This window comes from Streptomyces resistomycificus (assembly GCF_001514265.1).
GTDB classification, from domain to species: domain Bacteria; phylum Actinomycetota; class Actinomycetes; order Streptomycetales; family Streptomycetaceae; genus Streptomyces; species Streptomyces resistomycificus.
Genome location: NZ_KQ948992.1, coordinates 122,221 through 144,526, shown reverse-complemented (window position 1 = coordinate 144,526; position 22,306 = coordinate 122,221). Strand labels below are relative to the sequence as shown.

Below are 22,306 nucleotides of genomic sequence, written 5' to 3'. Positions count from 1 at the left end.
TCCCCCAGGTACTGACAGACCACGTGAACGCCAGGTACCGTCCTGACCCAGTTCACGCGTGTGGACTACACCACCCCCGCACCGCCGGGGGCGGCTCACCACCTTCCTACAACGGATCGTCCGGCACGTTCCTGCCGGTAGAAGGGGGCCCTTCACCATGGCCACTGTCTCGTTCGACAAGGCGACCCGGATCTACCCGGGTTCCACCAAGCCCGCCGTCGACGGTCTCGACATCCACATCGAGGACGGCGAGTTCCTCGTCCTGGTCGGCCCGTCCGGCTGCGGCAAGTCCACCTCGCTCCGCATGCTCGCGGGGCTCGAGGACGTGAACGGCGGCGCCATCCGCATCGGCGACCGTGACGTCACGCACCTGCCGCCCAAGGACCGGGACATCGCCATGGTGTTCCAGAACTACGCGCTGTACCCGCACATGTCCGTCGCCGACAACATGGGCTTCGCGCTCAAGATCGCCGGCGTCAACAAGGCGGAGATCCGGCAGAAGGTCGAGGAGGCCGCGAAGATCCTCGACCTCACCGAGTACCTGGACCGCAAGCCGAAGGCCCTCTCGGGTGGTCAGCGCCAGCGTGTCGCCATGGGACGCGCCATCGTGCGTGAGCCCCAGGTGTTCCTCATGGACGAGCCGCTGTCCAACCTGGACGCCAAGCTCCGTGTCTCCACCCGTACGCAGATCGCCTCGCTGCAGCGCCGCCTCGGCATCACCACCGTCTACGTCACCCACGACCAGGTCGAGGCCATGACGATGGGCGACCGGGTCGCCGTCCTCAAGGACGGTCTGCTCCAGCAGGTCGACTCCCCGCGCAACATGTACGACCGTCCGGCGAACCTCTTCGTCGCCGGCTTCATCGGCTCCCCGGCGATGAACCTCGTCGAGGTCCCGATCACCGACGGCGGCGTGAAGTTCGGCAACAGCGTCGTCCCGGTCAACCGCGAAGCCCTGAAGGCCGCCTCCGACAAGGGTGACACCACCGTCACCGTCGGTGTCCGCCCGGAGCACTTCGACGTGGTCGAGCACAACGGCGCCGCCGCTGCCGCCCTGTCGAAGGACACCGAGGACGCCCCGGCCGGTCTCGCGGTCACCGTGAACGTCGTCGAGGAGCTCGGCGCCGACGGCTACGTCTACGGCAGCGCCAAGGTCGACGGCGAGCTCAAGGACCTGGTCGTCCGCGTCAGCGGCCGCGCGGTCCCGGAGAAGGGCGCCACGCTGCACGTCGTGCCGCGGCCGGGCGAGACCCACGTGTTCTCGACCTCCACGGGCGAGCGCCTCACCGACTGACCCGGGCAGCACAACCCCGGGCAATTCACCCAGGTTGACGAAGAGGGCCCCGCGGCCTGCCGCGGGGCCCTCTTCGCTGTCGCCGAATACCCCGGCATACCCGTCATTTCGAGCAGTGTGCGTCAACGCGTTACCCAAAAAGAGGCACCACTTCATCCCCCGAACCGGTGACTAAATGTCGCCAAATCATCACCCCGCGCTACCCTCACACGCGTGAAGCACTCCACTAACCAACAGACGCGACGCGGCCGGGGCCCCGCCCGCCGGATCGGCCGCTCCCTCGCATTCGTCCTGCCCGTAGTCCTGGTGCTCTCCGGGACCCTGGCGGTCACCCGAGTCAACTGGTCGGGGAACCCCTCGAACTCGGTGCTCACCGCGGCGGACGCCTCCAACGCGGACACCTCCTCGGGGGCCGTGGCCCGCGCCCCGCACGAGCTGCTGCGCGACCAGCTGCTGACCGAGCTCCAGGAGAAGAACCCGGGCGTCGCACTCACCCACCTCCAGGAGGCGGTGAACGGCCGTCCGTCGCTGGCGAAGCACTGCGTGTCCATCGCGCGCGCCCTGGGCAAGGCCGCGGTCCGTGTGTACGGACCCACGCGCGCCCAGTCGTTCGCCCGGCCCGTCTGCGACACGTCCTTCGCGACCGGCGTCGCGGCCGCGCACAGCTGAACGACGGCCCGAGGGAGGGTGGTAGCGCCTGGTTCCAAGGAAGGGTTGCCGGCCCCGGCTGCGGGCGGGACGCCACGTACAGTTCGGTCATGACCGATCCGAACGCCGCGTCCCGCCCCGTTCAAGCCGTCGTACTGGCCGGCGGCCAGGGCTCCCGCCTGCGCCCCTACACCGACGACCGGCCCAAGCCGATGGTCGAGATCCCCGGCACGGGGACTCCGATCATCGGCCATCAGCTTGTCTGGCTCGCGGAAGAGGGCGTGACGGACGTGGTGGTCAGCTGCGGCCATCTCGCCGAAGTCCTGCAGAACTGGCTGGAGACGGCCGACCTCCCGGTGAACGTCACCACCGTCGTCGAGACGGAGCCGCTCGGCCGCGGCGGCGGCCTGAAGTACGCCGCCGCGCATCTCCCCCACCCCGACCGGCCCTGGTACGCCACCAACGGCGACATCTGGACCCGTTTCTCGCTGCGCGACATGGCGGACTTCCACGCCGAGCGCGACGCGGTGGCGACCCTGGCGCTGGCACGGCCGCGCATTCCGTGGGGAGCGGTGGAGACGGACGGGTTCGGCCGGGTCACGGACTTCATAGAGTCGCCGCCGAGCACGCACGAGATCAACGCGGGCGTGTACGTCTTCGCGCCGGAGTTCGCGGGTCTGCTGCCCGAGCGCGGCGATCACGAGCGCACGACCTTTCCCCGCCTCGCGCGTGAGCGCCGCCTCGCCGGTTACCCGATCCCGCAGGGCGCGTACTGGCGCGCCATCGACACCGCGAAGGACCTGACGGAGGCGGCCAAGGAGCTCGCCGCGCTGGGTCGTTAGAGGCCGTTCGGCGGGTGCCGGTCAGGTGGCGGTTCGGCGAGTGCCGGCAGGTGGTCCAGCGGGTCGCGCGGTTCCCGACGCTCCTGAGCGGCCTCGCAGGCCCCCACGCATACGACGGAGGGTCCCGCACGGATGACGTGCGGGACCCTCCGTCGTATGGGCGGGGAGTTCAGCCGGCGGGCGTGCCCAGGATGCCGCCCACCGGCTCGGTTACCCCAACAGGCCGCCTACCAGGCCCGGCTGGCCGGAGGCGGAGCCTCCGCCGCCGCTGCCTGAGCCACCTGTGGAACCGCCGGAGGCGCTGCCGCCGGACGTGGGGCCGGAGCTGGTGCTGGGGGCCTGCTCGACCGGGGCGGACTGCTGGGGCGGCGCCTGGCCGGTGCCCTGGGTCTGGCTGGGCGAGCCGCCGGTGACCGTGCCGGTGTCCTGGGTGGCGTCCGGGGTGGCGGAGGTGGCCGCGGAGGGGCCGGTCGTGGCGCCCTGGGTGGGCGTGGTGGAGGCCGACGGGGTCCTCTTCTGCCGCTTGGCGGGGTCCTGCGGGAGCGGGGAGCCGGGCAGTTCGTTGCGCGGGGCCTCACCGGGTCCGGGGACGACTACGCGGTCCGCGTCACGGACCGCGCCGCCGAGGAGCGAGCCGAGGAGCAGGGTCAGCCCGGTGACGACGACGGTGATCAGGGCGCCGCGACGCAGCACGTAGCGGCGCAGGTCCCAGATGTCGGCACGGGGGCCGAGGCGGCGCCAGGCGCCGCCGGCGAGACGGCCGTCGATGGAGTAGACGGGGGCGCCCGCGATGATCAGCGGGGACCAGGCGGCCAGGTAGATGATGTCGGGGGTGTCGTAGGCGGGGACGCTCTTCCAGCTCACCGTGACGAGGAGCGCGGCCGAGAGGCCGGCGCCGACCACCGCGGCGACCCGCTGCCAGCAGCCCAGGATCGTGAGGACGCCCACGATGACCTGGAGGAAGGCGATGACCAGCCCGGCTCCGACCGGGTGCTCGAGGGCGAACTGCCGCAGCGGCTCGGCGACTTCCCAGGGGTGCAGGGTGTTGAGCCACTTGACCATGGAGCCGCGTTCGCCGCCGTCGAAGTAGACGGGGTCGCAGAGTTTGCCCATGCCGGCGTAGATGGAGATGAACCCGAGGAAGATCCGCAGCGGGAGCAGGACGACGCCGAGGTTCATACGGCGGCCCGGGAAGTAGGCGTGCCGTGCCGGTTCGTCGCCGTGCCGCTTGGCGCGGCGGCCGTCGGTGCCGGTGTCGGACGTGCCGTACTCGTCGAACTCCTCGCCCCGGTAGGCGGGTTCGTCGTCGACGCTGCCCACGGTCCGCATGTTCGGCAGGAGTCGGCCGCCGTCGGAGGCGTGGGTGCGCTGGGCGCCCACGACCGGGGTCTCGACGGTCTGGTCGAGGGCGTCGTAGCCGTCGTCGTAACCGCCGTCGCCGTAACCGCCGTTGGCGTCGATCCGCGGGATGACCTGGGTGGCTCCGGCGTCGGCGGACGTGACGGGGTCCTCGCCGTACCGGACGCTGCCGCCCCGCACGGCCTGCAACAGGCGGTGGGCTCCGGTGTCGTCGGGATCGGACCTGCCGCTCCACACGACGGGCCGGCGACGGGCGGCCGCGGTCACGCCCGGTCTGCCGACCGCGGCACCGACGGGGGGGATCCGGGTGGTGTCGTCGGTGCTCAAGTGCCGTGCGATCCGCGGGGATTGGCTACGCCGCGTCGCCGCGCCCAACTGCACGCGGAAGCTCACATGATTGACGATGATCTGCGCCGGATCGCTCGGCACCTTCACCATGCTCAGCGCGGGAGCGTCGTCGAATCCCGACGGGCCGTCCCCCGTGGGTGTGCGGGGTGTTCTGGTGTCCACACTCATCTAACCGAGTGACGTGTGCTTAGGACACTGCTTTGACCGGGCGGATCTGTCCGGACCCCGTCAAGGTTGTCCTCGACGCCAGGAATACCCCGTGTGGGTGACTACGTCGAACAGTCGCTCAGGCGCGTCGCCGTGCCGTCTCGTAGAGCACGATGCCCGCCGCGACGCCCGCGTTCAGCGACTCGGCACCGCCCGGCATGGGGATCCGCACCCGGTGGTCGCAGGTCTCGCCGACCAGCCGGGACAGGCCCTTGCCCTCGCTGCCGACGACGATGACGACGGGCCCCGACAGGGCCTGAAGGTCACCGAGTTCGGACTCGCCGTCGGCGGCGAGACCGACGACCGTGATGCCGGCCTTCTTGTACGCCTCCAGGGTGCGCGTCAGGTTGGTGGCGCGGGCGACGGGCGTCCGGGCGGCCGCACCGGCGGACGTCTTCCAGGCACCGGCGGTCATGCCGGCCGCGCGCCGCTCGGGGACGACGACGCCGTGGCCGCCGAAGGCGGAGGCGGACCGGACGACGGCGCCGAGGTTGCGCGGGTCGGTGACGCCGTCGAGGACGACGATGAGCGGGTCCTCGCCCTTGTCGTAGGCGGCGTTCGCGAGGTCCTCGGGGTGCGCGTACTCGTACGGCGGGACCTGGAGGACGAGGCCCTGGTGGTTGAGGCCGTTGGTCATGCGGTCGAGCTCGGGGCGGGGGGCCTCCATGAGGTGGACGCCACCGCGCTCGGCGACGAGCTGGAGCGCCTCACGCACCCGCTCGTCGTTGTCGATGAACTGCTGGACGTACAGCGTCACCGCGGGCACGCCCTCGCGCAGCGCCTCGACGACGGGGTTGCGGCCGACGACCATCTCGGAGGTGCCCTTGCCGCCCCGGCCGCGCGGCGTGGGACGGCGTACCGCCTGCTTCGCCTTGGCGTTGGCCACGCGGTTCTTCTTGTGACCCTTGCGCATCTCGGCGGGCGGGGTCGGGCCCTTGCCCTCGAGGCCCCTGCGTCGCTGGCCGCCGCTGCCGACCTGCGCGCCCTTCTTGCCGGACATGCGGCGGTTGTTGGCTGCCATGACCTACCTGTCTGTTCTCTGAGAAGCCCCGGGGAAGCCGAAGCGTGCGTACGTGCGTATATGCAGTGTGCCGCCCGGATGGCCGGGCGGCACAATCGATCAAGAAAGAGCTCAGCGCGGGCCGAGGCTCCAGCGCGGTCCCTGCGGGCTGTCCTCGATGACGAGGCCGGACTGGTTGAGCTGGTCGCGGATGGCGTCCGCGGTGCCCCAGTCCTTGCGGGCGCGGGCCGCCTCACGCTGGTCCAGGACCAGGCGTACCAGGCTGTCGACGACCCCGTGGAGGTCGTCGCCGCGGTCGCTCTCGCCCGCCCAGTGCGGGTCGAGCGGGTCCAGGCCGAGGACGCCGAGCATGGCGCGGACCTCGGCGAGGCGGGCCACGGCGGCTTCCTTGTCGTCGGCGGCCAGCGCGGAGTTGCCCTGCCGGACGGTGGTGTGCACGACGGCGAGGGCCTGCGGGACGCCCAGGTCGTCGTCCATCGCCTCGGCGAAGGCGGGCGGGACGTCGGCGGACGGCTCGACGACTCCCCCGGCCTTCTCCATCACGCGCTGCACGAAGCCCTCGATCCGCGCGAACGCGGACTCGGCCTCGCGCAGGGCCTCCTCGCTGTACTCGATCATCGAGCGGTAGTGCGGGGTGCCGAGGTAGTAGCGCAGCACGATCGGACGCCAGCGCTGGACCATCTCGGACACCAGGACCGAGTTGCCCAGCGACTTCGACATCTTCTCGCCGCTCATGGTGACCCAGGCGTTGTGCACCCAGTACCGGGCGAACTCGTCGCCGTAGGCCTTGGCCTGGGCGATCTCGTTCTCGTGGTGCGGGAAGATCAGGTCCAGGCCGCCGCCGTGGATGTCGAAGACGGAGCCCAGGTACTTGTGGGCCATCGCCGAGCACTCCAGGTGCCAGCCGGGCCGGCCGCGGCCCCACGGCGTCTCCCAGCTCGGCTCACCCGGCTTGGTCGCCTTCCACATGGCGAAGTCCCGCGGGTCCCGCTTGCCGGTCTCGCCCTCGCCCGAGGGCTGGAGCAGGTTGTCCAGCTCCTGGTTGGACAGGCGCAGGTACTCCGGGAACGACTTCACGTCGAAGTAGACGTTGCCGTCGGCCTCGTAGGCGTGGCCGCGCTCGATGAGACCGCGCATCATCTCGACCATCTCGGTGACATGACCGGTGGCGCGCGGCTCGTAGGTCGGCGGGAGGCAACCGAGCGCGGTGTAGCCGTCGTTGAACGCGCGCTCGTTCTCGTACCCGATCGACCACCAGGGGCGGCCCTGGTCGGCCGACTTGGCGATGATCTTGTCGTCGATGTCGGTGACGTTGCGGACGAACGTGACCTCGTAGCCGCGGTACGCGAACCAGCGGCGCATGATGTCGAAGTTCAGCCCCGAGCGGATGTGCCCGATGTGCGGTGCCGCCTGCACGGTCGCGCCACAGAGGTAGATCGAGACACAACCCGGCTGGAGCGGGGCGAAGTCACGGATCTGCCGGGCGCTGGTGTCGTACAGGCGAATAGTCACGCCTCCAGGGTAGTAGGCGCGGAGCACTGCCTTGAGCCCCTTGCGGCCAAGGGGCACACATTCGTGACGTCGGTCGGCTCCGTCGCCCGGCCCGGCCGGTCAGCCGGTCCGCACCACCAGCGCCGTGGCCACCGCCATCAGGCCTTCGTCCCGGCCCGGGAAGCCGAGGCCGTCCGTGGTCGCGCCGGAAACCGACACCGGCGCCCCGGCCGCCTCCGACAGCAGCTTCTGGGCCTCGTCGCGGCGCTTGCCGATCTTCGGGCGGGGCCCTACGACCTGTACGGCGATGTTGCCGACGGTGAACCCGGCCTCGCGGACGATCCGGGCGGCCTCCGTCAGCAGGGTCACCCCGGAGGCGCCGGACCACTCGGGGCGCCCGGTGCCGAAGTGCTGACCGAGGTCGCCGAGACCGGCCGCGGAGAACAGCGCGTTGCAGGCGGCGTGGGCGACGACGTCAGCGTCAGAGTGACCGGCCAGCCCCGGGCCCTCGCCCTCCCACCTGAGGCCGGCGCACCACAGCTCGCGGCCCTCCTCGAAGGCGTGGATGTCGGTGCCGATGCCGACCTGGGGCAGCACGTGGGGGAGGTCAGAAGCCATCGTTGAGCCTCCTGCGGGCCAGGACCGCCTCCGCGAGGACGAGGTCCAGCGGGCGGGTGACCTTGAAGGCCTCCTCGTGGCCGGGGACGGTCACGACCGTCTCGCCGAGCCGCTCGACCATGCCGGCGTCGTCGGTGACGTCGGCGGTGACCGTCTCGTGGGCGCGGACCAGGGTGGCGCGGTCGAAGCCCTGGGGGGTCTGGACGGCACGCAGCCGCGCCCGCTCCGGGGTGGCCACCACCGGCTCCGGTTCGCCCGGGGTCGCGGCCGGCTCGACCTCCTTCACGGTGTCCGCGAGGGGCAGCGCCGGGACGACGGCCACGGCTCCCGCCCGTACGGCCTCGACGACGGCGTCCACCGTGTCGACCGGGACGAGGGGGCGGGCGGCGTCGTGCACCAGCACGATGTCGTACGCGGGCGGCAGCGCGTCCAGACCGAGCTTCACGGACTCCTGGCGGGTCTCACCGCCGGGGACGACGAGGAAGTCGGTGCGCTCGGGCAGGGCGTGCGCGTCGAGCAGGGACTTGACCTCGGCCGCGCCGTCGGGCGGGGCCACGACGACCACGAGGGAGACGGCACGGGACTCGGCCAGGGCGCGGAGCGCGTGGATGAGCATGGGGGTGCCGTTCAGCGCGCGGAGCGCCTTGGGGGCGCCGGGGCCGAGACGTACACCACGGCCGGCGGCCGGGATCACGGCGGCCGTACGGGCGGCGGCCCGGACTTCCGCGGGCGAGGGGCGCGAATCGTCAGACATCGGTTCCTGTCAGGTTTGTGTGCTCGGCCTAGGTGGGTATGGCCTCAGCGTGCCGGGCGCGACGCCTTGACCGGACCCTTCCGTGACGCCGGTCGAGCCAGCTGCCCGGGCCCGGCACGCCCAGTATCGGGGGAGGCTTTCCCCGAGATGTACGCACGTCGGCGTCCGGGTACGAACATGCCGCAGCGCCCGGCGACGAGAAATACGTCATCGGGCACCGCGGCATTTCAGATGTGCTGAGGCTGGCTTGCGCCGGCGTCAGGACGCGAGAACCTCGTCGAGCAGGGCCTCCGCCTTGTCCTCGTTCGTGTTCTCCGCGAGCGCGAGCTCGCTCACCAGGATCTGGCGGGCCTTGGCGAGCATGCGCTTCTCACCGGCGGAGAGACCACGCTCGCGCTCACGACGCCACAGGTCACGCACGACTTCCGCGACCTTGATGACATCGCCGGAGGCGAGCTTCTCCAGGTTTGCCTTGTAACGACGCGACCAGTTCGTGGGCTCCTCGGCGTACGGCGCGCGCAGCACCTCGAAGACCCGGTCCAGCCCGTCCTGACCGACCACATCACGCACGCCGACGAACTCCGCATTGTCCGCTGGCACACGTACCGTCAGGTCGCCCTGGGCGACCTTCAGCACCAAGTAGGTCTTGTCCACGCCTTTGATCTGGCGAGTTTCGATGGCCTCGATCAGCGCGGCCCCGTGATGGGGATAGACCACGGTGTCGCCAACCTTGAACGTCATGTGACAGGTACCCCTTCCGTGGCTATCCAGAGTAACACGGAAACTGCGGGTTCTGAATGGCGTTTTCGCAGGTCAGGGCATATCTCGGGGCTTGACAACAACAACAGGAACGTGCTGCGGAGGCCGAGCGGAAGAAGGTATTCGCAGGTCGGAGCGGCTCTTCGGGGGAGGAGAAACGCGGCCGTTACACGCATCCGGAGGCCCCTCCAAGCGGCCAAACATCCCCATATGTCCGCTTCCAACCGTGCGACTTCCGCTACTCCGTTCGATGAGGGGAGTCGGGTCCGGGTCGAATCCGGAATTGATCATCGTGGCGTTCGGCCGGACGGATGGTGATCAATTTCGGGGTGCACGGATTCCTTCACGGAAAATCCCCGGCGCGCGATCGGCCGGCTTATGTGAATGCCGTACGAGCGACACCTCGCCGTGGCTCGGAGGTCACCCGGGAGTGCCGTGACCGCCCCTGCCGGGGGTAGACCGGGCGAAGTGACGGGCCCCCGGGGGAGGGTCGGGTGCGGCGGCACGGGGACGGCTCGGTAACCTGATGCCGCTGACAGACACTTAGCGCGGCTTTACGGGCCGCCTCGCTCGAGTCAAGGAGTCGCCGCCGCCGTGAGCAGCAGCCTTCGACGCGGTGCCCTCGCCGCCGCCGCCATCGCGTTCTCGATCGCCTCGCTCTCCGCGTGCGCGGCCGGCAACAACGCACAGACCCTGGGGGTCAAGCCGGACAACGCGGCCACGTCGGTCGGGGACATCAAGCTCCAGAACGTCGTGGTCATCACCCAGCCGGACGTCGAGGCCAAGGGCCCGGCGGTCATCTCGGCCACCCTCTTCAACAGCGGCGACACCGCCCAGACCCTGGACTCGGTGGCCGTCGACGGTGGCGGCAGCGCCGAGCTCACGCCCGCCAAGGGCAAGGGCAAGGTGACCGTCCCCGCGGGCGGTTCGCTCATTCTCGGCGGCAAGGGCAACGCCTCCGCGGTGCTGAACAGCCTCGGCGAGAACGTGCAGAACGGCAACGCCCAGAAGGTCACCTTCACCTTCAGCAAGACCGGTGACGTGAGCCTGCGCGCCTTCGTGGTCCCCGCCGAGCACTACTTCTCCACCTGGGGCCCCACCGAGATCCCCGCGACGCCGGGCGGCACCTCGAGCCCCGGCGCGAGCGAGGACCCCGAGGCCACGCCGAGCGCCCCCACGGCAACCCCGACCGGCACGGACGCGGCGACCGGCGAGTCGACCACGACCGAGTCGCCGGCCGCGGGCGCGGGCCACTGAGCGGTCGTTCGAAACAGCCGTACGAGATCGTCGTACGACCGAAGGGCGGAACCTCCCAGGAGGTTCCGCCCTTCGGCGTCAGTGCGTGGCCGGTCTACGGCTCGAACTTGTAGCCCAGCCCCCGGACCGTCACCAGGTACCGGGGCGCGCCCGGGTCCGGCTCGATCTTGGCGCGCAGGCGCTTCACGTGGACGTCCAGGGTCTTGGTGTCGCCGACGTAGTCGGCGCCCCAGACGCGGTCGATGAGCTGCATACGGGTGAGGACGCGGCCGGCGTTGCGCAGCAGCATCTCCAGGAGGTCGAACTCCTTGAGGGGAAGGTCGACCTTGGAGCCGGAGACGGTGACGACGTGGCGGTCGACGTCCATGCGGACCGGGCCCGCCTCCAGGGCGGCCGGGGTGACCTCCTCGGGCTCTCCGCGGCGGCGCAGCACTGCGCGGATACGGGCGACCAGCTCTCGGGAGGAGAACGGCTTGGTCACGTAGTCGTCGGCTCCTATCTCCAGCCCGACGACCTTGTCGATCTCGCTGTCCTTGGCGGTCACCATGATGACGGGGACGTTGGAGCGGCCGCGCAGCTGGCGGCACACCTCGGTGCCCGGCAGGCCGGGCAGCATCAGGTCGAGGAGGACGAGGTCGGCGCCGTTGCGGTCGAACTCGTCGAGTCCGTCGGGCCCGGTGGTCGCCACGGCGACTTCGAAGCCCTCCTTGCGGAGCATGTACGACAGGGCGTCGGAGAAGGACTCCTCGTCCTCGACGACAAGCACTCGGGTCACGGAAGGACCTCCGGGGAGTGGAGCGGTTCGTAAGGGGATGATTCGGGGGACGAAGGTCCGGTCTCGTCGTCGAGACCGTCGAGGTCCGGACGCTGGTGGGCCCGGTCTCGGGCGGCACCCGCCTCCGGGAGTCGCAGGGTGAAGGTGGAGCCCTGTCCCTCGGAGCTCCACACCGTGACCTCCCCGCCGTGCGAGGCGGCCACGTGCTTGACGATCGCCAGGCCGAGGCCGGTACCGCCGGTGGCTCGGGAGCGGGCCGGGTCGACCCGGTAGAAGCGCTCGAAGATGCGCTCCTTGTCCTTGTCGGTGATCCCGATGCCCTGGTCGGTGACGGCGACCTCGATCATGTCGCCGCCGGGCGCGGTCACACGGCGGGCGGCTATGCCGACGCGGGTGCGGGCGGGAGAGTAGTTGACGGCGTTCTCGACGAGGTTGCCGAGGGCGGCGGCGAGCTGGCCGCGGTTGCCCCAGACTGCCAGGTCGACGTGGCCGGCCGCGGCCATGGTGATCTGTTTGGCGCCGGCCTGGTGCCGGCAGCGGTCGATGGCCTCGGCGACGAGTTCGTCGACGCGGACCGGTTCGGCGTCCTCGAGCGGATCGTCGTTCTGCACGCGTGACAGGTCGATGAGCTCCTGGACCAGGTTGGTCAGCCGGGTCGCCTCGATCTGCATCCGGCCGGCGAAGCGCTCCACCGCCTCCGGGTCGTCGGAGGCGTCCATCACGGCCTCGGACAGCAGGGAGAGGGCGCCGACCGGGGTCTTCAGCTCATGGCTGACGTTCGCCACGAAATCGCGCCGCACCGCCTCTATGCGCCTGGCCTCGGTGAGGTCCTCGACGAGGAGCAGCACCAGGCGGGAGCCGAGGGGGGCGACGCGTGCGGAGACGGCGAGGGCCTCGCCACGGCCGGTGCCGCGTCTGGGGAGGTCCAGCTCGACCTGGCGTATCTCGCCGTCGCGTCGGGTGTCCCGGGCCATCTGGAGCATGGCTTCCACGGAGAGCTTGCCGCCGCGCACCAGCCCGAGGGCGTAGGCGGCGGAGCTGGCCTTGACCACGGCGTCCGCCTCGTCCAGGACGACCGCGGAGGACCTCAGCACGGACAGGACGGTGTCCACGCCCGGCGGAAGCACCGGGTCGGTGTGCAGAGAGGTGCGGGTGGGGCGCTTCTGCTCCCGCTCGCTCCAGCGGAACGCCAGCATGGCGATGACACCGGTGAGCACACCGGCTATCGCCGCCGCTGCGGCGACCGCCGCGTTCACGTCCATGCACCCAGGTTAGGCATGGGTCGGGCTCCGCCCACAGCCGTCCGAGTGCGAGCTCGAACACTCGTCGCCCAGAGTTCACCTTGGAGCCAGTGACGGTTCATTTGGGGTGACGGAAACCGACGCGTACAGGGCGGAACGTGGGAGCGTGGGGTGCGAAGCACCGGTTTTGCCTGACAGACGCGCCGGGACCCGGCCCCCGGTGACCCCCGAAGATCACGTACGAGAGGGAACCCTGATGCGGGACGCGTACCACGAGGAACTGGATTCGATCGGCGACGGTCTGGTGGAGATGGCCCGACTGGTCGGGTCGGCGATCGGACGCGCCACGACGGCGATCCTCGACTCCGACCTGAAGCTTGCCGAAAGCGTCATCGAGGGCGACCAGAAGGTCGACAACCTCCAGCACGAACTGGAGGCCCGGGCGATAGCCCTGCTGGCCCGCCAGCAGCCGGTGGCGACGGACCTGCGGATCGTCGTCACCTCCCTGCGCATGTCGGCGGACCTGGAGCGTTCGGGCGACCTCGCCCAGCACGTGGCGAAGCTCGCCCGGCTGCGCTTCCCGGCCCGCGCCATCCCGCACGACCTGCACGCGACCATCCTGGAGATGGGCCAGCTGGCGCAGCGGCTGATGGCCAAGGCGGCCGAGGTGATCATCACGAAGGACGTCGACCTCGCGCTCCAGCTGGAGCAGGACGACGACGCGATGGACCTCCTGCACCGCACGCTCTTCCAGCACCTGATGGACGACCGCTGGAAGCACGGCATCGAGACGGCCGTCGACGTCACGCTGCTCGGCCGCTACTACGAGCGGTACGCCGACCACGCCGTCGCGGTCGCCAAGCGGGTCGTGTACCTGGTGACGGGCGAGCACGCGGACGAACTCCAGCAGGACATCCAGGCGGTGGCGGGGGTGGAAGGGGCCTGATCCCGGCCTCCGCCGGGCGCGAAGGTGCCGGTTGCGCCGGGCGCGAAGGTGCCGGTTGCGCCGGGCGCGAGGGTGTCGGTCGGGGCGTGTGGGAGCCTCCGTGCGCCGTTGATGCGCCCAGTGCGACGGGCGTCCAATGGGCACAGGCACCAGCCTTGAGGAGGGACCATGGCCGAATCCCCCAGCACCCCCACCCCCGACCCCACGCAGGAACGCCCGACCGAACAGCCCGCCCGGATCAACAGCCTGACCTTGATAGCCGCGTGCGGCTGCGGGTCGGGGTGCGGGTGCGGGTGTCAGTCGGGCAATCCTTGCCAGTGCGGGTGATGGGGCGGGGGTGGGGTGCGGAGAGTCCGGTACGGCGTGAGGCGCGTACGGCGTGAGTCTCGTACGGCGGTGAATCGCGTACGGCGGTGAAGGTCGTACGGCAGTGGCTCGCGTACGGCGGTGAAGGTCGTGCGGCGCTTGAGGGCTCCGGTGTCGGTTGCCGGGGCCCTTCGTCGTGGGGTGCCGGGGGCCTTCGTTTTGGGGTGCTGGGGCCCTTCGTCGTCGGGTGCCGGGGGCCGTTCGCCTTCGGCGGCGCCAGGCTCGCGAAGCCCTCGCCCCGCCGCGCCCCGTCCCGCTCCGCCCCATCCCGTCCCGCCCGCGGCAACCACGTGCACAAGCGGAACAACTCAATCGGGTAGCTCGGATGATCTTCCGCTGGGTAGCGTGAACGGTCGGGCAGGCAGCTGTCCGCACGCTGCTCTCAAGGCTCCGCGGCTGACGGCGACGCGTGTGCCGCCTACGCCGCGGAGGCCGGAAAGCGAGTAGCCACATGCAACCGACGTTCGTACTGGTTCACGGAGCCTTCGCGAACTCCTTCTCCCTGGCGCCGCTCCAGGCCGAACTCGGCCTCCTGGGACACCGTTCGGTCGCCGTCGACCTGCCCGGCCACGGGTTCGGGGCGACCTACACCCGCGCGTACCAGGCGCCGCAGGACCTCGAAGGGCTCGCCACCGCGCCCGGCTCGATCAAGGGCGTCACGCTCGCGGACAACGCGGCGCACCTGATCGGGATCCTGGAACGGGCCAAGCGGAACGGCCCCGTGATCCTCGTCGCCCACAGCCGCGGCGGCGTCACGGCCACGGCGGCGGCCAACGCGCGGCCGGACCTGATCGACCGCATCGTCTATGTCTCGGCCTGGTGCCCGGTCCGTCTCGACGTGGGCGACTACTACGCGGAGCCGGAGATGGCCACGGTCGACGTCGCTCTGCTGGGTGCCGCGATGGCCGGGAACCCCGCCGAACTCGGCCTGCTCCGCGTCAACTTCCGCACGGCCGATCCGGATGCCCTCGGAGCGCTCAAGGCGGCCTTCCTGGCCGACGGCACCGACGAGGAGTTCCTGACCTTCCTGAACACCTTCCAGCCTGACGAGAACCTGGACGTCGGCACCTCCGCCGACCGGGCGCAGGCCGCGACCTGGGGCCGCGTCCCGAAGACCTACGTCCGCCTGGCCGACGACGCGAGCATGCCGCTCGCCATGCAGGACCGGCTGATCCGCGAGGGCGACGCGCTGACGCCGGAAAACCCGTACGACGTCCGCACGCTCCAGGGCAGCCACCTGAAGTGGCTGGTCGACCCGGCACCGGCGGCCCGGGCCCTGGGCGAACTCGCCACGCTCTGAAGACGACCCGGACCGCCGCACGGAGGCGGCCGACTGATCCGGACCCCTACGCGCCCGGAGGCCGGTACTGGACCCGCTCCGCCGTGCGCAGGGCATCCATCGTTTCGTCGACGGTCAGGAGAACCGTCGTCTCGAACGAACTCAGCGCGCCGCCTCCGCTGATCGCCAACGCCACCGCGGCCATGGACACGTTGCCCGGGGCCTCCCACAGGTTGTATCCGTCGTGCGTGCCGAAGGCGTACCAGAAACCGTGGAGCTTCCCGCCGACGGACTCGATGTACGCCTGCGCGGCCTGGGCGCGGTCCTCCGGATGGCCGATCAGCCTCGCCCAGGTCTCCGGCGTGTAGCTGAACCTCGATAGGTAGAGCGGCATCGTGTCTCCCTTTCGTCCCCTCCAGGGATGCCCTAGCGGGGCGGGGAAGGGGCCGGCGAGGGCCCGCGTATCCCCCGAACGGCCGGGGACGATGACCGGTACGGCGACTGGGGGCCGCCCCTGGACCCGGATGAGCCCGCCGAACTCGATGACCCGTACCGGCATGCCGCCGTACCGCCCTGCCGCCCTGGGCCGTACCGCCGTACCGCCATCCGGCGTGGGCCCCGACACGAACGGCGTCAGCTCGCGGAGGCGGCTCGCCATCGCGCGGTGACGCAGCCTTCTTCCATGTCCCACCACTCCTGGGCCACGCCATGGTGGAGCAGCCTCTGGACCTTGGCGAGATCGGCGGTGGGCGGGACGTCCAGGGCGATCATGCCGAACCGCTCGATGCCCTCGCCGCACACTCCGAGCCCGTGGAACGCGTTGATCACGCTCTGCCGTGCAGCTCCTGAACCGCTGTCACGGAACACGATGAGGCGGATGGTGCAGTTCTCCGAACGCCGGACCACCTCGCCGGCCCATCGCACGCCTTCGTCATCGGGCTCGGTGGCCACGATGTCCCCACAGGCGATGCCTCGGACGAACCAGGGGATGTTGTCGAGCCGCACGGTGCCGTCGCCCTGGTCCACAGCCCACAGGCTCTCCACCGACGCCGGAGGCCAGTCCTCTTCGATCTCGAGCCGGAAGTGCACCTTCACGTACGGGCCTTCGGGTGCGTCGTCGGGGTGGTCGGCCCTCACCTTGTTCATGGGCGATCAGCAGCCGGTACCGGGACCGCTTCGGGTCTCGAACCCGTCGCTAGGCAGCCTTGGACCGCCCCGCACGCGTGCCCGGGGCGGGCTCCTCTACCTCCTCGGACCACAGGGTCTCGTCTTCTCCGAAGTCCGGGGCATGGAAGGGCTGCGTCGTCGGAGGCGGCGACACTTCGGTGGAACGGCGGGTCTGCCCTTCCGGGGCGGAGAACAGCGACGTCGCGTCGATGAGAGGTCTGCCTTTCGTTACAGGTCCTCGAACGGGCCTGGCGTGCCGTGACCGGGCACAGCGGTCCTACAGCTTGGTCATCTTGGTGAACGGGCTCAGGAGCCGCATCTGTGCCGAACCGAAATCCACGAGCGCCGCGGTTCCGTCCTCGACGCCGACGACCCGGCCGAGGCCGTACACGTCATGGGAGACCTGGTCGCCCATGGCGAAGTGCTTGGGATCCGGTGCGACCGGGGCTTTGAAGGGGCTGGTGGGCAGATGACGCTTCGATGCCGCAGGCTTTGTCATGGCTCATTATGAGCCTACGTATCTCCCACTCGCTGTGGCCGTCGGCACAGATCCAGCCGACAACAACCTCGCCACGCCACTGACCTGCTGTTTCGAGAATCAGTGAGCCCCTGAAAATCCGGCACGCTTGTGGCACGGGCCTCGTCCCGCGACGGCCGGCCCGTGCCGGATTCCCCGAACCCCGGCTTTGGCAAGCTCGGGTCCCGTGACGGCGATGACTGCACCGACCCACGGCCGGGAGGGTCCCTGCATGACAGCGGCGAAGAAGGTCCGCCGACTGGCTGTGGCCGCGGCTGGGTTATGAGTTCCGTGCCGAACAGGGCACGCCGCGGGTGTGGCCGGCGGCTGCAGCCGCATCGTCATAGCCCGCAACATCAACTGGGCTCTGCCTGCCCACCTGCGCAATGCCCTCACCAGCCCGATGGCCGACGACCGGCTCGCCGCGCTCGACGGGCTCGCCCGCTTGCACCGCATCGGCAACGACGTGGTACGCAGCACCGTCCTCGATGAGCTCCGCCACCTCACCGACGACGACAGCAGACGCGTGTCCACCGCCGCCGCCACGCGCCTGCGGTCTCTCGCCCCTCAGACAGACGCGTCAGAAACGCCGGCCGAAGTACCGTCCGACCCTTCTTCCGTGCAGCCGCAGGCCTCAGCCGATCCGGGCGCCGTTCCTCAGGACGCCCTTGGCCGCCGCGGGGAAGCCCACCTCGAGGCGGGCCACTTCGACCAAGCCATCGCCGGCTTCACCGTCGCACTCGACCTCAACCCCGAAGACCTGTGGGCCCTCGCTCAACGCGGCGAAACCCACCGCCAGGCAGGCCGCTTCGACCAAGCCATCACCGACCTCACCGCCGCACTCGACCTCGACCCCACCCTCGCCTGGGCCCACGCCGAGCGAGGCGCAGCCCACCGCCAGGCCGGCCACTTCGCCTGACAGGGGGCTCACGCAGCCTCACCTGCGGCAACTCCGTCGGCTCGGGCCGGTGGTGCTGCGCTCCAGGCGCGGCACCAAAATAGGGCCTCTTTTTCACGTGAGTAGAGCGAAGGGCCGTCCAATGCCCGGACGGCCCGTAGCCGGGCCACGTTTTGTCCATCACTGGCAAAGACTCAACACACCACTTGAACTCTCAAGCTGTCATGACATACTCACCTCCTGCGCGCAATTGTCCCGACTTGTTTGCGAGAGCGAATTTCCGTGAACGTGAGAAGCCATGTGCGGGAGCGTCCGTGAGCAGTCGGCAGAGGGGACGCCCCGAGCGGCTGCTCGATCCCGACGCGGGGCCGGTGCAGCGCTTCGCCCACGAGCTGCGGTCACTCCGTGCGCGGGCCAGCTCCCCTTCATACCGGACGATGTCCGAACAGGCCGGCGTCTCGGTGGCCGCCCTGTCGCGGGGGGCCTCGGGCGAGCGGCTGCCGTCGGTGGCGGTCGTGCGCGCGTACGCGCGGGCCTGCGGGGCCGATCCGGACGAGTGGGAGAGCCGGCTGGCAGCGGCCGACGACGTCGCGGCCCGCGGAACCGAGGGCGGCGAGTCACCGTACAAGGGACTCGCCCAGTTCGAACCGGCCGACCAGGAGCTGTTCTTCGGCCGGGACGAGCTCGCAGAGGACACGGTGAGGCTGATGAAGGAGCACCTGTTCGCGGTGCTCGTCGGCGCATCCGGCAGCGGCAAGTCCTCCCTGCTGCGGGCCGGCGTGCTGCCCCGCCTGGAGAAGGTCGTCCAGGAGGCAGGCTGCGCGGCGGAGCTCCGGCTGATTACACCCGGCGCGCGGCCGGCCGCCACGCACGGCCGGCTGCTGGCGCCGGGGCCGGGGCCGGGGCCGGGGCCGGGGCCGGACGAGCCGCACCGCATCGTCGTGGTCGACCAGTTCGAGGAGATCTTCACGCTCTGCCGCGACCGGGCCGAACGCTGGCTGTTCGTCGAGCAGTTGCTCGCCGCCAAGGACTCGGGCGGCCGGCTGCGCGTGGTCGTGGCGGTGGGCGCCGGCTTCCACGGCCGGTGCGCCGAGCACCCCGGCCTCGCCGAGGCACTGCGGCACACGAGCCTGACGGTCGGCCCGATGACCCGGGACGAACTGAGGGACGCCATCGTCAAGCCCGCCACGGCGGCCGGATTGCGGGTCGAGCGGGAACTCACCGCCCGCATCGTCGAGGAGGTGTACGACCAGCCCGGCGCGCTGCCGCTGCTCTCGCACGCCCTGCGCGAGACCTGGCGCCGCAGACGCAGCGGAGTGCTGACGCTCGCTGCCTACGAGCAGGCGGGCGGCGTCCACGGAGCGATCGCCGCGGCGGCCGAGGAGGTCTACGGCGGCCTGTCGCCCGACCAGACCGGCACCGCCCGCCGGCTCCTGCTCGCCCTCATCGCCCCCGGCGACGGCACACCCGACAGCCGCCGCCCGGTCAGACGGGCCGACCTGCGCGAATGGCCCGACCCCGAGGTGCCCTTCGTCCTCGAACGTCTCTCCCGGGCCCGGCTCGTCACCGTGGACGAGAAGAACGTCGAACTCGCCCACGAGGCCCTCATCACCGGCTGGCCCCGGCTGCAGTGCTGGCTCGAGGAGAACCGCGAGCGGCTGCGCATGCACCGCCACCTCACCGAGGCCGCCCGCAACTGGCAGGAGCACGGCCGCGACCCCGGCACCCTGTACCGGGGGATCAACCTCGCCCTGGCCGACGTGCTGTTCACCCGTGAACGGCAGGACGACGACCTCGCCGCACGGGAGCGCGCCTTCCTCAGCGCCTCTCGGGTGGCCCACCGCATGGAGCGCTGGACAACCGCCCAGGTGCAGCGCCGCATGCGAAGACTCGTCGTGGCGCTCATCTGCGTCGTGTGCGGGGTCCTGGTCGCCGGGCAGATCGCCTGGCACGAGAGCGACGTCGCGGAGAGGGAGCGCAGCGTGGCCGGAGCCCGCCGGGCCGCCGGCCTCGTCGGCGGGGAACGGGTGACGGATCCCCGCACCAGGACCCTGCTCAGCATCGCCGCCTGGCGGCTCGCCCCGCTGCCCGAGAGCCGCGCCGCCCTCTTCGACGCCCTCGCCGAACCCGAACGCGACGCCTTCACCGACCCCGACCAGAACGACGACACCCGCGACTTCCTCGCCGACTCCGGGCGCACCCTGCTCGGCGTCGGCGGCGGCCGGTGGTCGGCCTGGGACGTGGCCACACATCGCCGTACCGGATCGGGACGCCTGCCGGACCGTGCGGTGACCGCGGTCAGCCTCGACGGGCGGACCCTCGCCCTGGCCGGTACTGACGGTGACAGCGCCGCCCGGCTGTGGCGGCTGCCAGCGGGGACGGAGGACCCCGTCGGGTATCACGCGGCGGCCGACTCGGAGCTCGGCGTCGGGGCGTACGTCGTGAACGGCCCCGATACGACGGCGCAGGTGAGCGCGTTCACGGACGACCCGGTGGTGCTGGAGCGTTCCGCCGCAGGTGCCGCCAGTGCCATGGACGTCTTGGTGCCGAGCGCGGACGGGCGCCTGGCGGCCGTGTGCGCGCAGGACCAGCCGCTAATGCTGCGGGACATCGTCCGCCACCGCACGGTCACCGGCGCCTGGCAGGACTCGTCGGCGGTGGACTGCTCGTCCGCCGCCCTCGTCTTCGACCGGGCCGGGACGCGCTTCGCGGCGGTCTCCGACGCTGCGATACGCGTCTGGGACACGGCCTCGGGCCGGGAACTGGCGGACATCGCCCAACCCGGCATGTCCCATCTCGCGTTCACCCCGGACGGGCGGTTCCTCGCGACGGCCGGCCTGGACGGGACGACGGTCTGGCGCATATCGGCGGCGGAGGCACCGGTGTTCCGCCACACCCTCTCCGACGGGCCCCTCACCGCCCTCGCCTGGGATCCGGACGGCCCGACCCTGCGCTACCTGGCCGGCGGCACCGTGCACTCCCTCGACCTCGCGGTGCCCCTCGCCTCTCCGTGGCTCGAACGGCCGCTGGACCACGAGACGTTCAGCCCGGACGGCCGCCTGCTGGCCGCCGCCGAACGGCACGGCGATCACTACCGCTTCAGCCTGCGCGACACCCGGACGGGTCGTGTCCTCGCCCGGCTGCCCTCACTCGCGGCAGCGGACGGCCGGAGCGGGGCCGGGGGCGTCGGGCCGCTGATGACGTTCAGTCCGGACAGGCGGGACTTCGCGTACGGCGTGGGGCAGCCGGAAGCGTCCGGCGCGCGGTTCGTCGTATGGAATGTGACAGATCACCGCGTGCGGGCGGTCCTTCAGCCTGGCGGATCGTCCCCGGTCCGCTCCATCGCGCTCACCCCGGGCGGTGGGAAACTGCTCCTCTCCCGGGCGACGGCCACCGGCTCGCCCACCGGCGAGGTGTGGAACACCGCCCGCGAAACGCGGACCGACCGGCCCGAAGCCCTGACCGCGGCCCTGAGGTCCGCCCTGGTCTCCGGTTTCACCGGCCCGGCCAGCGCGCTGCCGTTCGGCCTGGACACCGGCGTACCGCTCGGCCCGGACGGCGGTGCGGAGGTTCTCGCTCTCAGCCCTGACGGCGTCCACCTCGCCACCGGTGGCGGCTTCGGCAGCGTCACGGTCTGGCGCGGCCGTACCGAACGCCACCGGGAGGCCGTCATCCCTCCCGTCGCGCAAGTGGCCGACGACAAAGCGATCGGCGCCCGGGTCACCGCGCTCGCCTTCAGCCCCGATGGCAGCACCCTCGCGGTGGGTTACGCCTCCGGCGCGCTCCGGCTGTGGGACACCGCCACCCGGCAGCCTCTCGGTGGCAGCCTCAGCACGCCCGGCGAGGCGATCCGCTCGCTCGCCTTCGACGGGCGCGGCGACTCCGTTTACGCCGGCAGCGCCCACGTCCCCATCCAGCGGTACGCGGTCGGCCTCTCGCAGGTCGTCACCCAGCTCTGTGCGCGCGCCGGCCGCGATCTGACCGCCGACGAATGGCGGACCTACCTCTCCGATGTGCCCTACCGGCGCCTGTGCGGGGTGTCCGGCACCGCCGACCCGGTCGCGGAAGCCGGCCCCGACCCGGTCGCGGAAGCCGGCCCCGACCCGGTCGCGGAAGCCGGCCCCGCCCCAGCCGCTTCGCCGAAGCCGACCGGGACTTCGGCGCCGGCGCGCACCACCTCGTCGCCGCCCGTCGCTCGGCGGCACGCGTCCCAAAAGCCCGGCGCGTCCGCGCACGGCATCGTGACGCCCGAGGCCGTGCCGCCTCCCGGAGCACGGCGCGAAGCCGCGTCTCCCTCGGCCGACGAGGCACATCCGCGCTCCAGGCCACGCAAGACCGCACGCCGGCCGCTCGTAGGAAAGGCCCCCGATTAATGGAGCGTGAACGGGTCGTAACGTGTCCCGTTTCCGTCCTCCAATGGGTTGTTTACGCCTCTGACCTGCATTGATAGACAAATCCAGGGCGCCAAGAGTGGGGCTCACCCGGTTCGCTGCACCCCCCGGTCAGTGAAACCGGCGGG

General features: G+C 71.2%; 19 protein-coding genes. 8 read left to right on the top strand and 11 right to left on the bottom strand.

Translation table 11 applies throughout. The features are described from left to right. Positions 1-157 precede the first annotated feature (157 nt). The 3 genes from AQJ84_RS18885 (at position 158) to AQJ84_RS18875 (ending at position 2,784) form a co-directional block, all read left to right on the top strand. The gene (locus tag AQJ84_RS18885; RefSeq protein ID WP_030043528.1) at positions 158-1,294 is read left to right on the top strand and encodes an ABC transporter ATP-binding protein; all 1,137 of its coding nucleotides are present in this window, start codon (positions 158-160) and stop codon (positions 1,292-1,294) included. Between the two features lie 213 nt (positions 1,295-1,507). Next, the gene (locus AQJ84_RS18880; RefSeq protein WP_030043527.1) at positions 1,508-1,963 is read left to right on the top strand and encodes a hypothetical protein; all 456 of its coding nucleotides are present in this window, start codon (positions 1,508-1,510) and stop codon (positions 1,961-1,963) included. A gap of 89 nt (positions 1,964-2,052) precedes the next feature. Beyond that, positions 2,053-2,784, top strand: coding sequence for a nucleotidyltransferase family protein (locus AQJ84_RS18875; RefSeq protein ID WP_030043526.1), 732 nt, complete (start codon positions 2,053-2,055; stop codon positions 2,782-2,784). Between the two features lie 210 nt (positions 2,785-2,994). Here the strand turns inward: AQJ84_RS18875 and AQJ84_RS18870 are convergent, their stop codons facing one another. The 6 genes from AQJ84_RS18870 to AQJ84_RS18845 all read right to left on the bottom strand — a co-directional run bounded on the left by AQJ84_RS18870 (position 2,995) and on the right by AQJ84_RS18845 (position 9,323). Then, positions 2,995-4,659 carry a DoxX family protein gene (locus AQJ84_RS18870; RefSeq protein WP_078632293.1) on the bottom strand — a complete coding sequence of 555 codons (1,665 nt, stop codon included), beginning with the start codon at positions 4,657-4,659 and terminating at the stop codon, positions 2,995-2,997. A gap of 118 nt (positions 4,660-4,777) precedes the next feature. Continuing rightward, positions 4,778-5,719, bottom strand: coding sequence for a 23S rRNA (guanosine(2251)-2'-O)-methyltransferase RlmB (gene rlmB / locus AQJ84_RS18865; RefSeq protein ID WP_030043523.1), 942 nt, complete (start codon positions 5,717-5,719; stop codon positions 4,778-4,780). 111 nt (positions 5,720-5,830) lie between these two features. Continuing rightward, positions 5,831-7,231, bottom strand: coding sequence for a cysteine--tRNA ligase (gene cysS, locus AQJ84_RS18860; protein ID WP_030043522.1), 1,401 nt, complete (start codon positions 7,229-7,231; stop codon positions 5,831-5,833). Between the two features lie 99 nt (positions 7,232-7,330). Continuing rightward, the gene (gene ispF / locus AQJ84_RS18855; RefSeq protein ID WP_030043521.1) at positions 7,331-7,828 is read right to left on the bottom strand and encodes a 2-C-methyl-D-erythritol 2,4-cyclodiphosphate synthase; all 498 of its coding nucleotides are present in this window, start codon (positions 7,826-7,828) and stop codon (positions 7,331-7,333) included. After that, on the bottom strand, positions 7,818-8,582 hold the full coding sequence (ispD, locus tag AQJ84_RS18850) for a 2-C-methyl-D-erythritol 4-phosphate cytidylyltransferase (RefSeq protein WP_053191842.1): 765 nt from the start codon (positions 8,580-8,582) through the stop codon (positions 7,818-7,820). The genes ispF and ispD overlap by 11 nt, the downstream gene beginning before the upstream one ends. A 258-nt stretch (positions 8,583-8,840) precedes the next feature. Beyond that, positions 8,841-9,323, bottom strand: coding sequence for a CarD family transcriptional regulator (locus AQJ84_RS18845; protein ID WP_003953493.1), 483 nt, complete (start codon positions 9,321-9,323; stop codon positions 8,841-8,843). A gap of 612 nt (positions 9,324-9,935) precedes the next feature. On the opposite strand from AQJ84_RS18845, the gene AQJ84_RS18840 reads away from it, so the two are divergent. Next, positions 9,936-10,598, top strand: coding sequence for a copper chaperone PCu(A)C (locus tag AQJ84_RS18840; protein ID WP_030043518.1), 663 nt, complete (start codon positions 9,936-9,938; stop codon positions 10,596-10,598). 94 nt (positions 10,599-10,692) lie between these two features. On the opposite strand, the gene AQJ84_RS18835 is transcribed toward AQJ84_RS18840, so the two are convergent. Together AQJ84_RS18835 and AQJ84_RS18830 are read right to left on the bottom strand one after the other, a co-directional pair. Then, positions 10,693-11,373 carry a response regulator transcription factor gene (locus tag AQJ84_RS18835; protein WP_030043517.1) on the bottom strand — a complete coding sequence of 227 codons (681 nt, stop codon included), beginning with the start codon at positions 11,371-11,373 and terminating at the stop codon, positions 10,693-10,695. After that, on the bottom strand, positions 11,370-12,635 hold the full coding sequence (locus tag AQJ84_RS18830; protein WP_030043516.1) for a sensor histidine kinase: 1,266 nt from the start codon (positions 12,633-12,635) through the stop codon (positions 11,370-11,372). Before AQJ84_RS18830 ends, AQJ84_RS18835 begins: the two co-directional genes overlap by 4 nt. A gap of 235 nt (positions 12,636-12,870) precedes the next feature. Here AQJ84_RS18830 and phoU point away from each other — a divergent pair, with 235 nt between their 5' ends. Both phoU and AQJ84_RS18820 read left to right on the top strand, forming a co-directional pair. Continuing rightward, a complete protein-coding gene (gene phoU / locus AQJ84_RS18825; protein WP_030043515.1) occupies positions 12,871-13,560 on the top strand; it encodes a phosphate signaling complex protein PhoU in 690 nt (229 codons plus the stop codon). Positions 13,561-14,377: 817 nt separating this feature from the next. After that, on the top strand, positions 14,378-15,226 hold the full coding sequence (locus tag AQJ84_RS18820) for an alpha/beta hydrolase (protein ID WP_030043514.1): 849 nt from the start codon (positions 14,378-14,380) through the stop codon (positions 15,224-15,226). 46 nt (positions 15,227-15,272) lie between these two features. Here AQJ84_RS18820 and AQJ84_RS18815 read toward each other — a convergent pair whose 3' ends face one another. The 3 genes from AQJ84_RS18815 to AQJ84_RS18805 all read right to left on the bottom strand — a co-directional run bounded on the left by AQJ84_RS18815 (position 15,273) and on the right by AQJ84_RS18805 (position 16,871). After that, positions 15,273-15,599 (bottom strand): GYD domain-containing protein, encoded by a 327-nt coding sequence (locus AQJ84_RS18815; protein ID WP_030043513.1) that lies wholly within the window; start codon positions 15,597-15,599, stop codon positions 15,273-15,275. A gap of 239 nt (positions 15,600-15,838) precedes the next feature. Continuing rightward, the gene (locus AQJ84_RS18810; protein WP_051870170.1) at positions 15,839-16,351 is read right to left on the bottom strand and encodes a DUF4265 domain-containing protein; all 513 of its coding nucleotides are present in this window, start codon (positions 16,349-16,351) and stop codon (positions 15,839-15,841) included. A 298-nt stretch (positions 16,352-16,649) separates the two neighbouring features. Beyond that, positions 16,650-16,871: a hypothetical protein gene (locus AQJ84_RS18805; RefSeq protein ID WP_030043511.1), complete on the bottom strand. Its 222-nt coding sequence runs from the start codon at positions 16,869-16,871 to the stop codon at positions 16,650-16,652. Positions 16,872-17,205: 334 nt separating this feature from the next. On the opposite strand from AQJ84_RS18805, the gene AQJ84_RS18800 reads away from it, so the two are divergent. Further along, positions 17,206-17,808 carry a tetratricopeptide repeat protein gene (locus AQJ84_RS18800; protein WP_053193878.1) on the top strand — a complete coding sequence of 201 codons (603 nt, stop codon included), beginning with the start codon at positions 17,206-17,208 and terminating at the stop codon, positions 17,806-17,808. A 293-nt stretch (positions 17,809-18,101) separates the two neighbouring features. Then, positions 18,102-22,160, top strand: a complete 4,059-nt coding sequence (locus tag AQJ84_RS18795) for an nSTAND1 domain-containing NTPase (RefSeq protein ID WP_225889108.1) — start codon at positions 18,102-18,104, stop codon at positions 22,158-22,160. Positions 22,161-22,306 lie beyond the last annotated feature (146 nt).

Coding starts and splice junctions, on each gene's coding strand:
- ispF (WP_030043521.1), bottom strand. CDS start 7,828: ATGGCTTCTGACCTCCCCCACGTGCTGCCCCAGGTCGGCATCGGCACC.
- ispD (WP_053191842.1), bottom strand. CDS start 8,582: ATGTCTGACGATTCGCGCCCCTCGCCCGCGGAAGTCCGGGCCGCCGCC.
- AQJ84_RS18805 (WP_030043511.1), bottom strand. CDS start 16,871: ATGACAAAGCCTGCGGCATCGAAGCGTCATCTGCCCACCAGCCCCTTC.
- phoU (WP_030043515.1), top strand. CDS start 12,871: ATGCGGGACGCGTACCACGAGGAACTGGATTCGATCGGCGACGGTCTG.
- AQJ84_RS18845 (WP_003953493.1), bottom strand. CDS start 9,323: ATGACGTTCAAGGTTGGCGACACCGTGGTCTATCCCCATCACGGGGCC.
- rlmB (WP_030043523.1), bottom strand. CDS start 5,719: ATGGCAGCCAACAACCGCCGCATGTCCGGCAAGAAGGGCGCGCAGGTC.
- AQJ84_RS18810 (WP_051870170.1), bottom strand. CDS start 16,351: ATGAACAAGGTGAGGGCCGACCACCCCGACGACGCACCCGAAGGCCCG.
- AQJ84_RS18885 (WP_030043528.1), top strand. CDS start 158: ATGGCCACTGTCTCGTTCGACAAGGCGACCCGGATCTACCCGGGTTCC.
- AQJ84_RS18830 (WP_030043516.1), bottom strand. CDS start 12,635: ATGGACGTGAACGCGGCGGTCGCCGCAGCGGCGGCGATAGCCGGTGTG.
- AQJ84_RS18870 (WP_078632293.1), bottom strand. CDS start 4,659: ATGAGTGTGGACACCAGAACACCCCGCACACCCACGGGGGACGGCCCG.
- AQJ84_RS18815 (WP_030043513.1), bottom strand. CDS start 15,599: ATGCCGCTCTACCTATCGAGGTTCAGCTACACGCCGGAGACCTGGGCG.
- AQJ84_RS18875 (WP_030043526.1), top strand. CDS start 2,053: ATGACCGATCCGAACGCCGCGTCCCGCCCCGTTCAAGCCGTCGTACTG.
- AQJ84_RS18820 (WP_030043514.1), top strand. CDS start 14,378: ATGCAACCGACGTTCGTACTGGTTCACGGAGCCTTCGCGAACTCCTTC.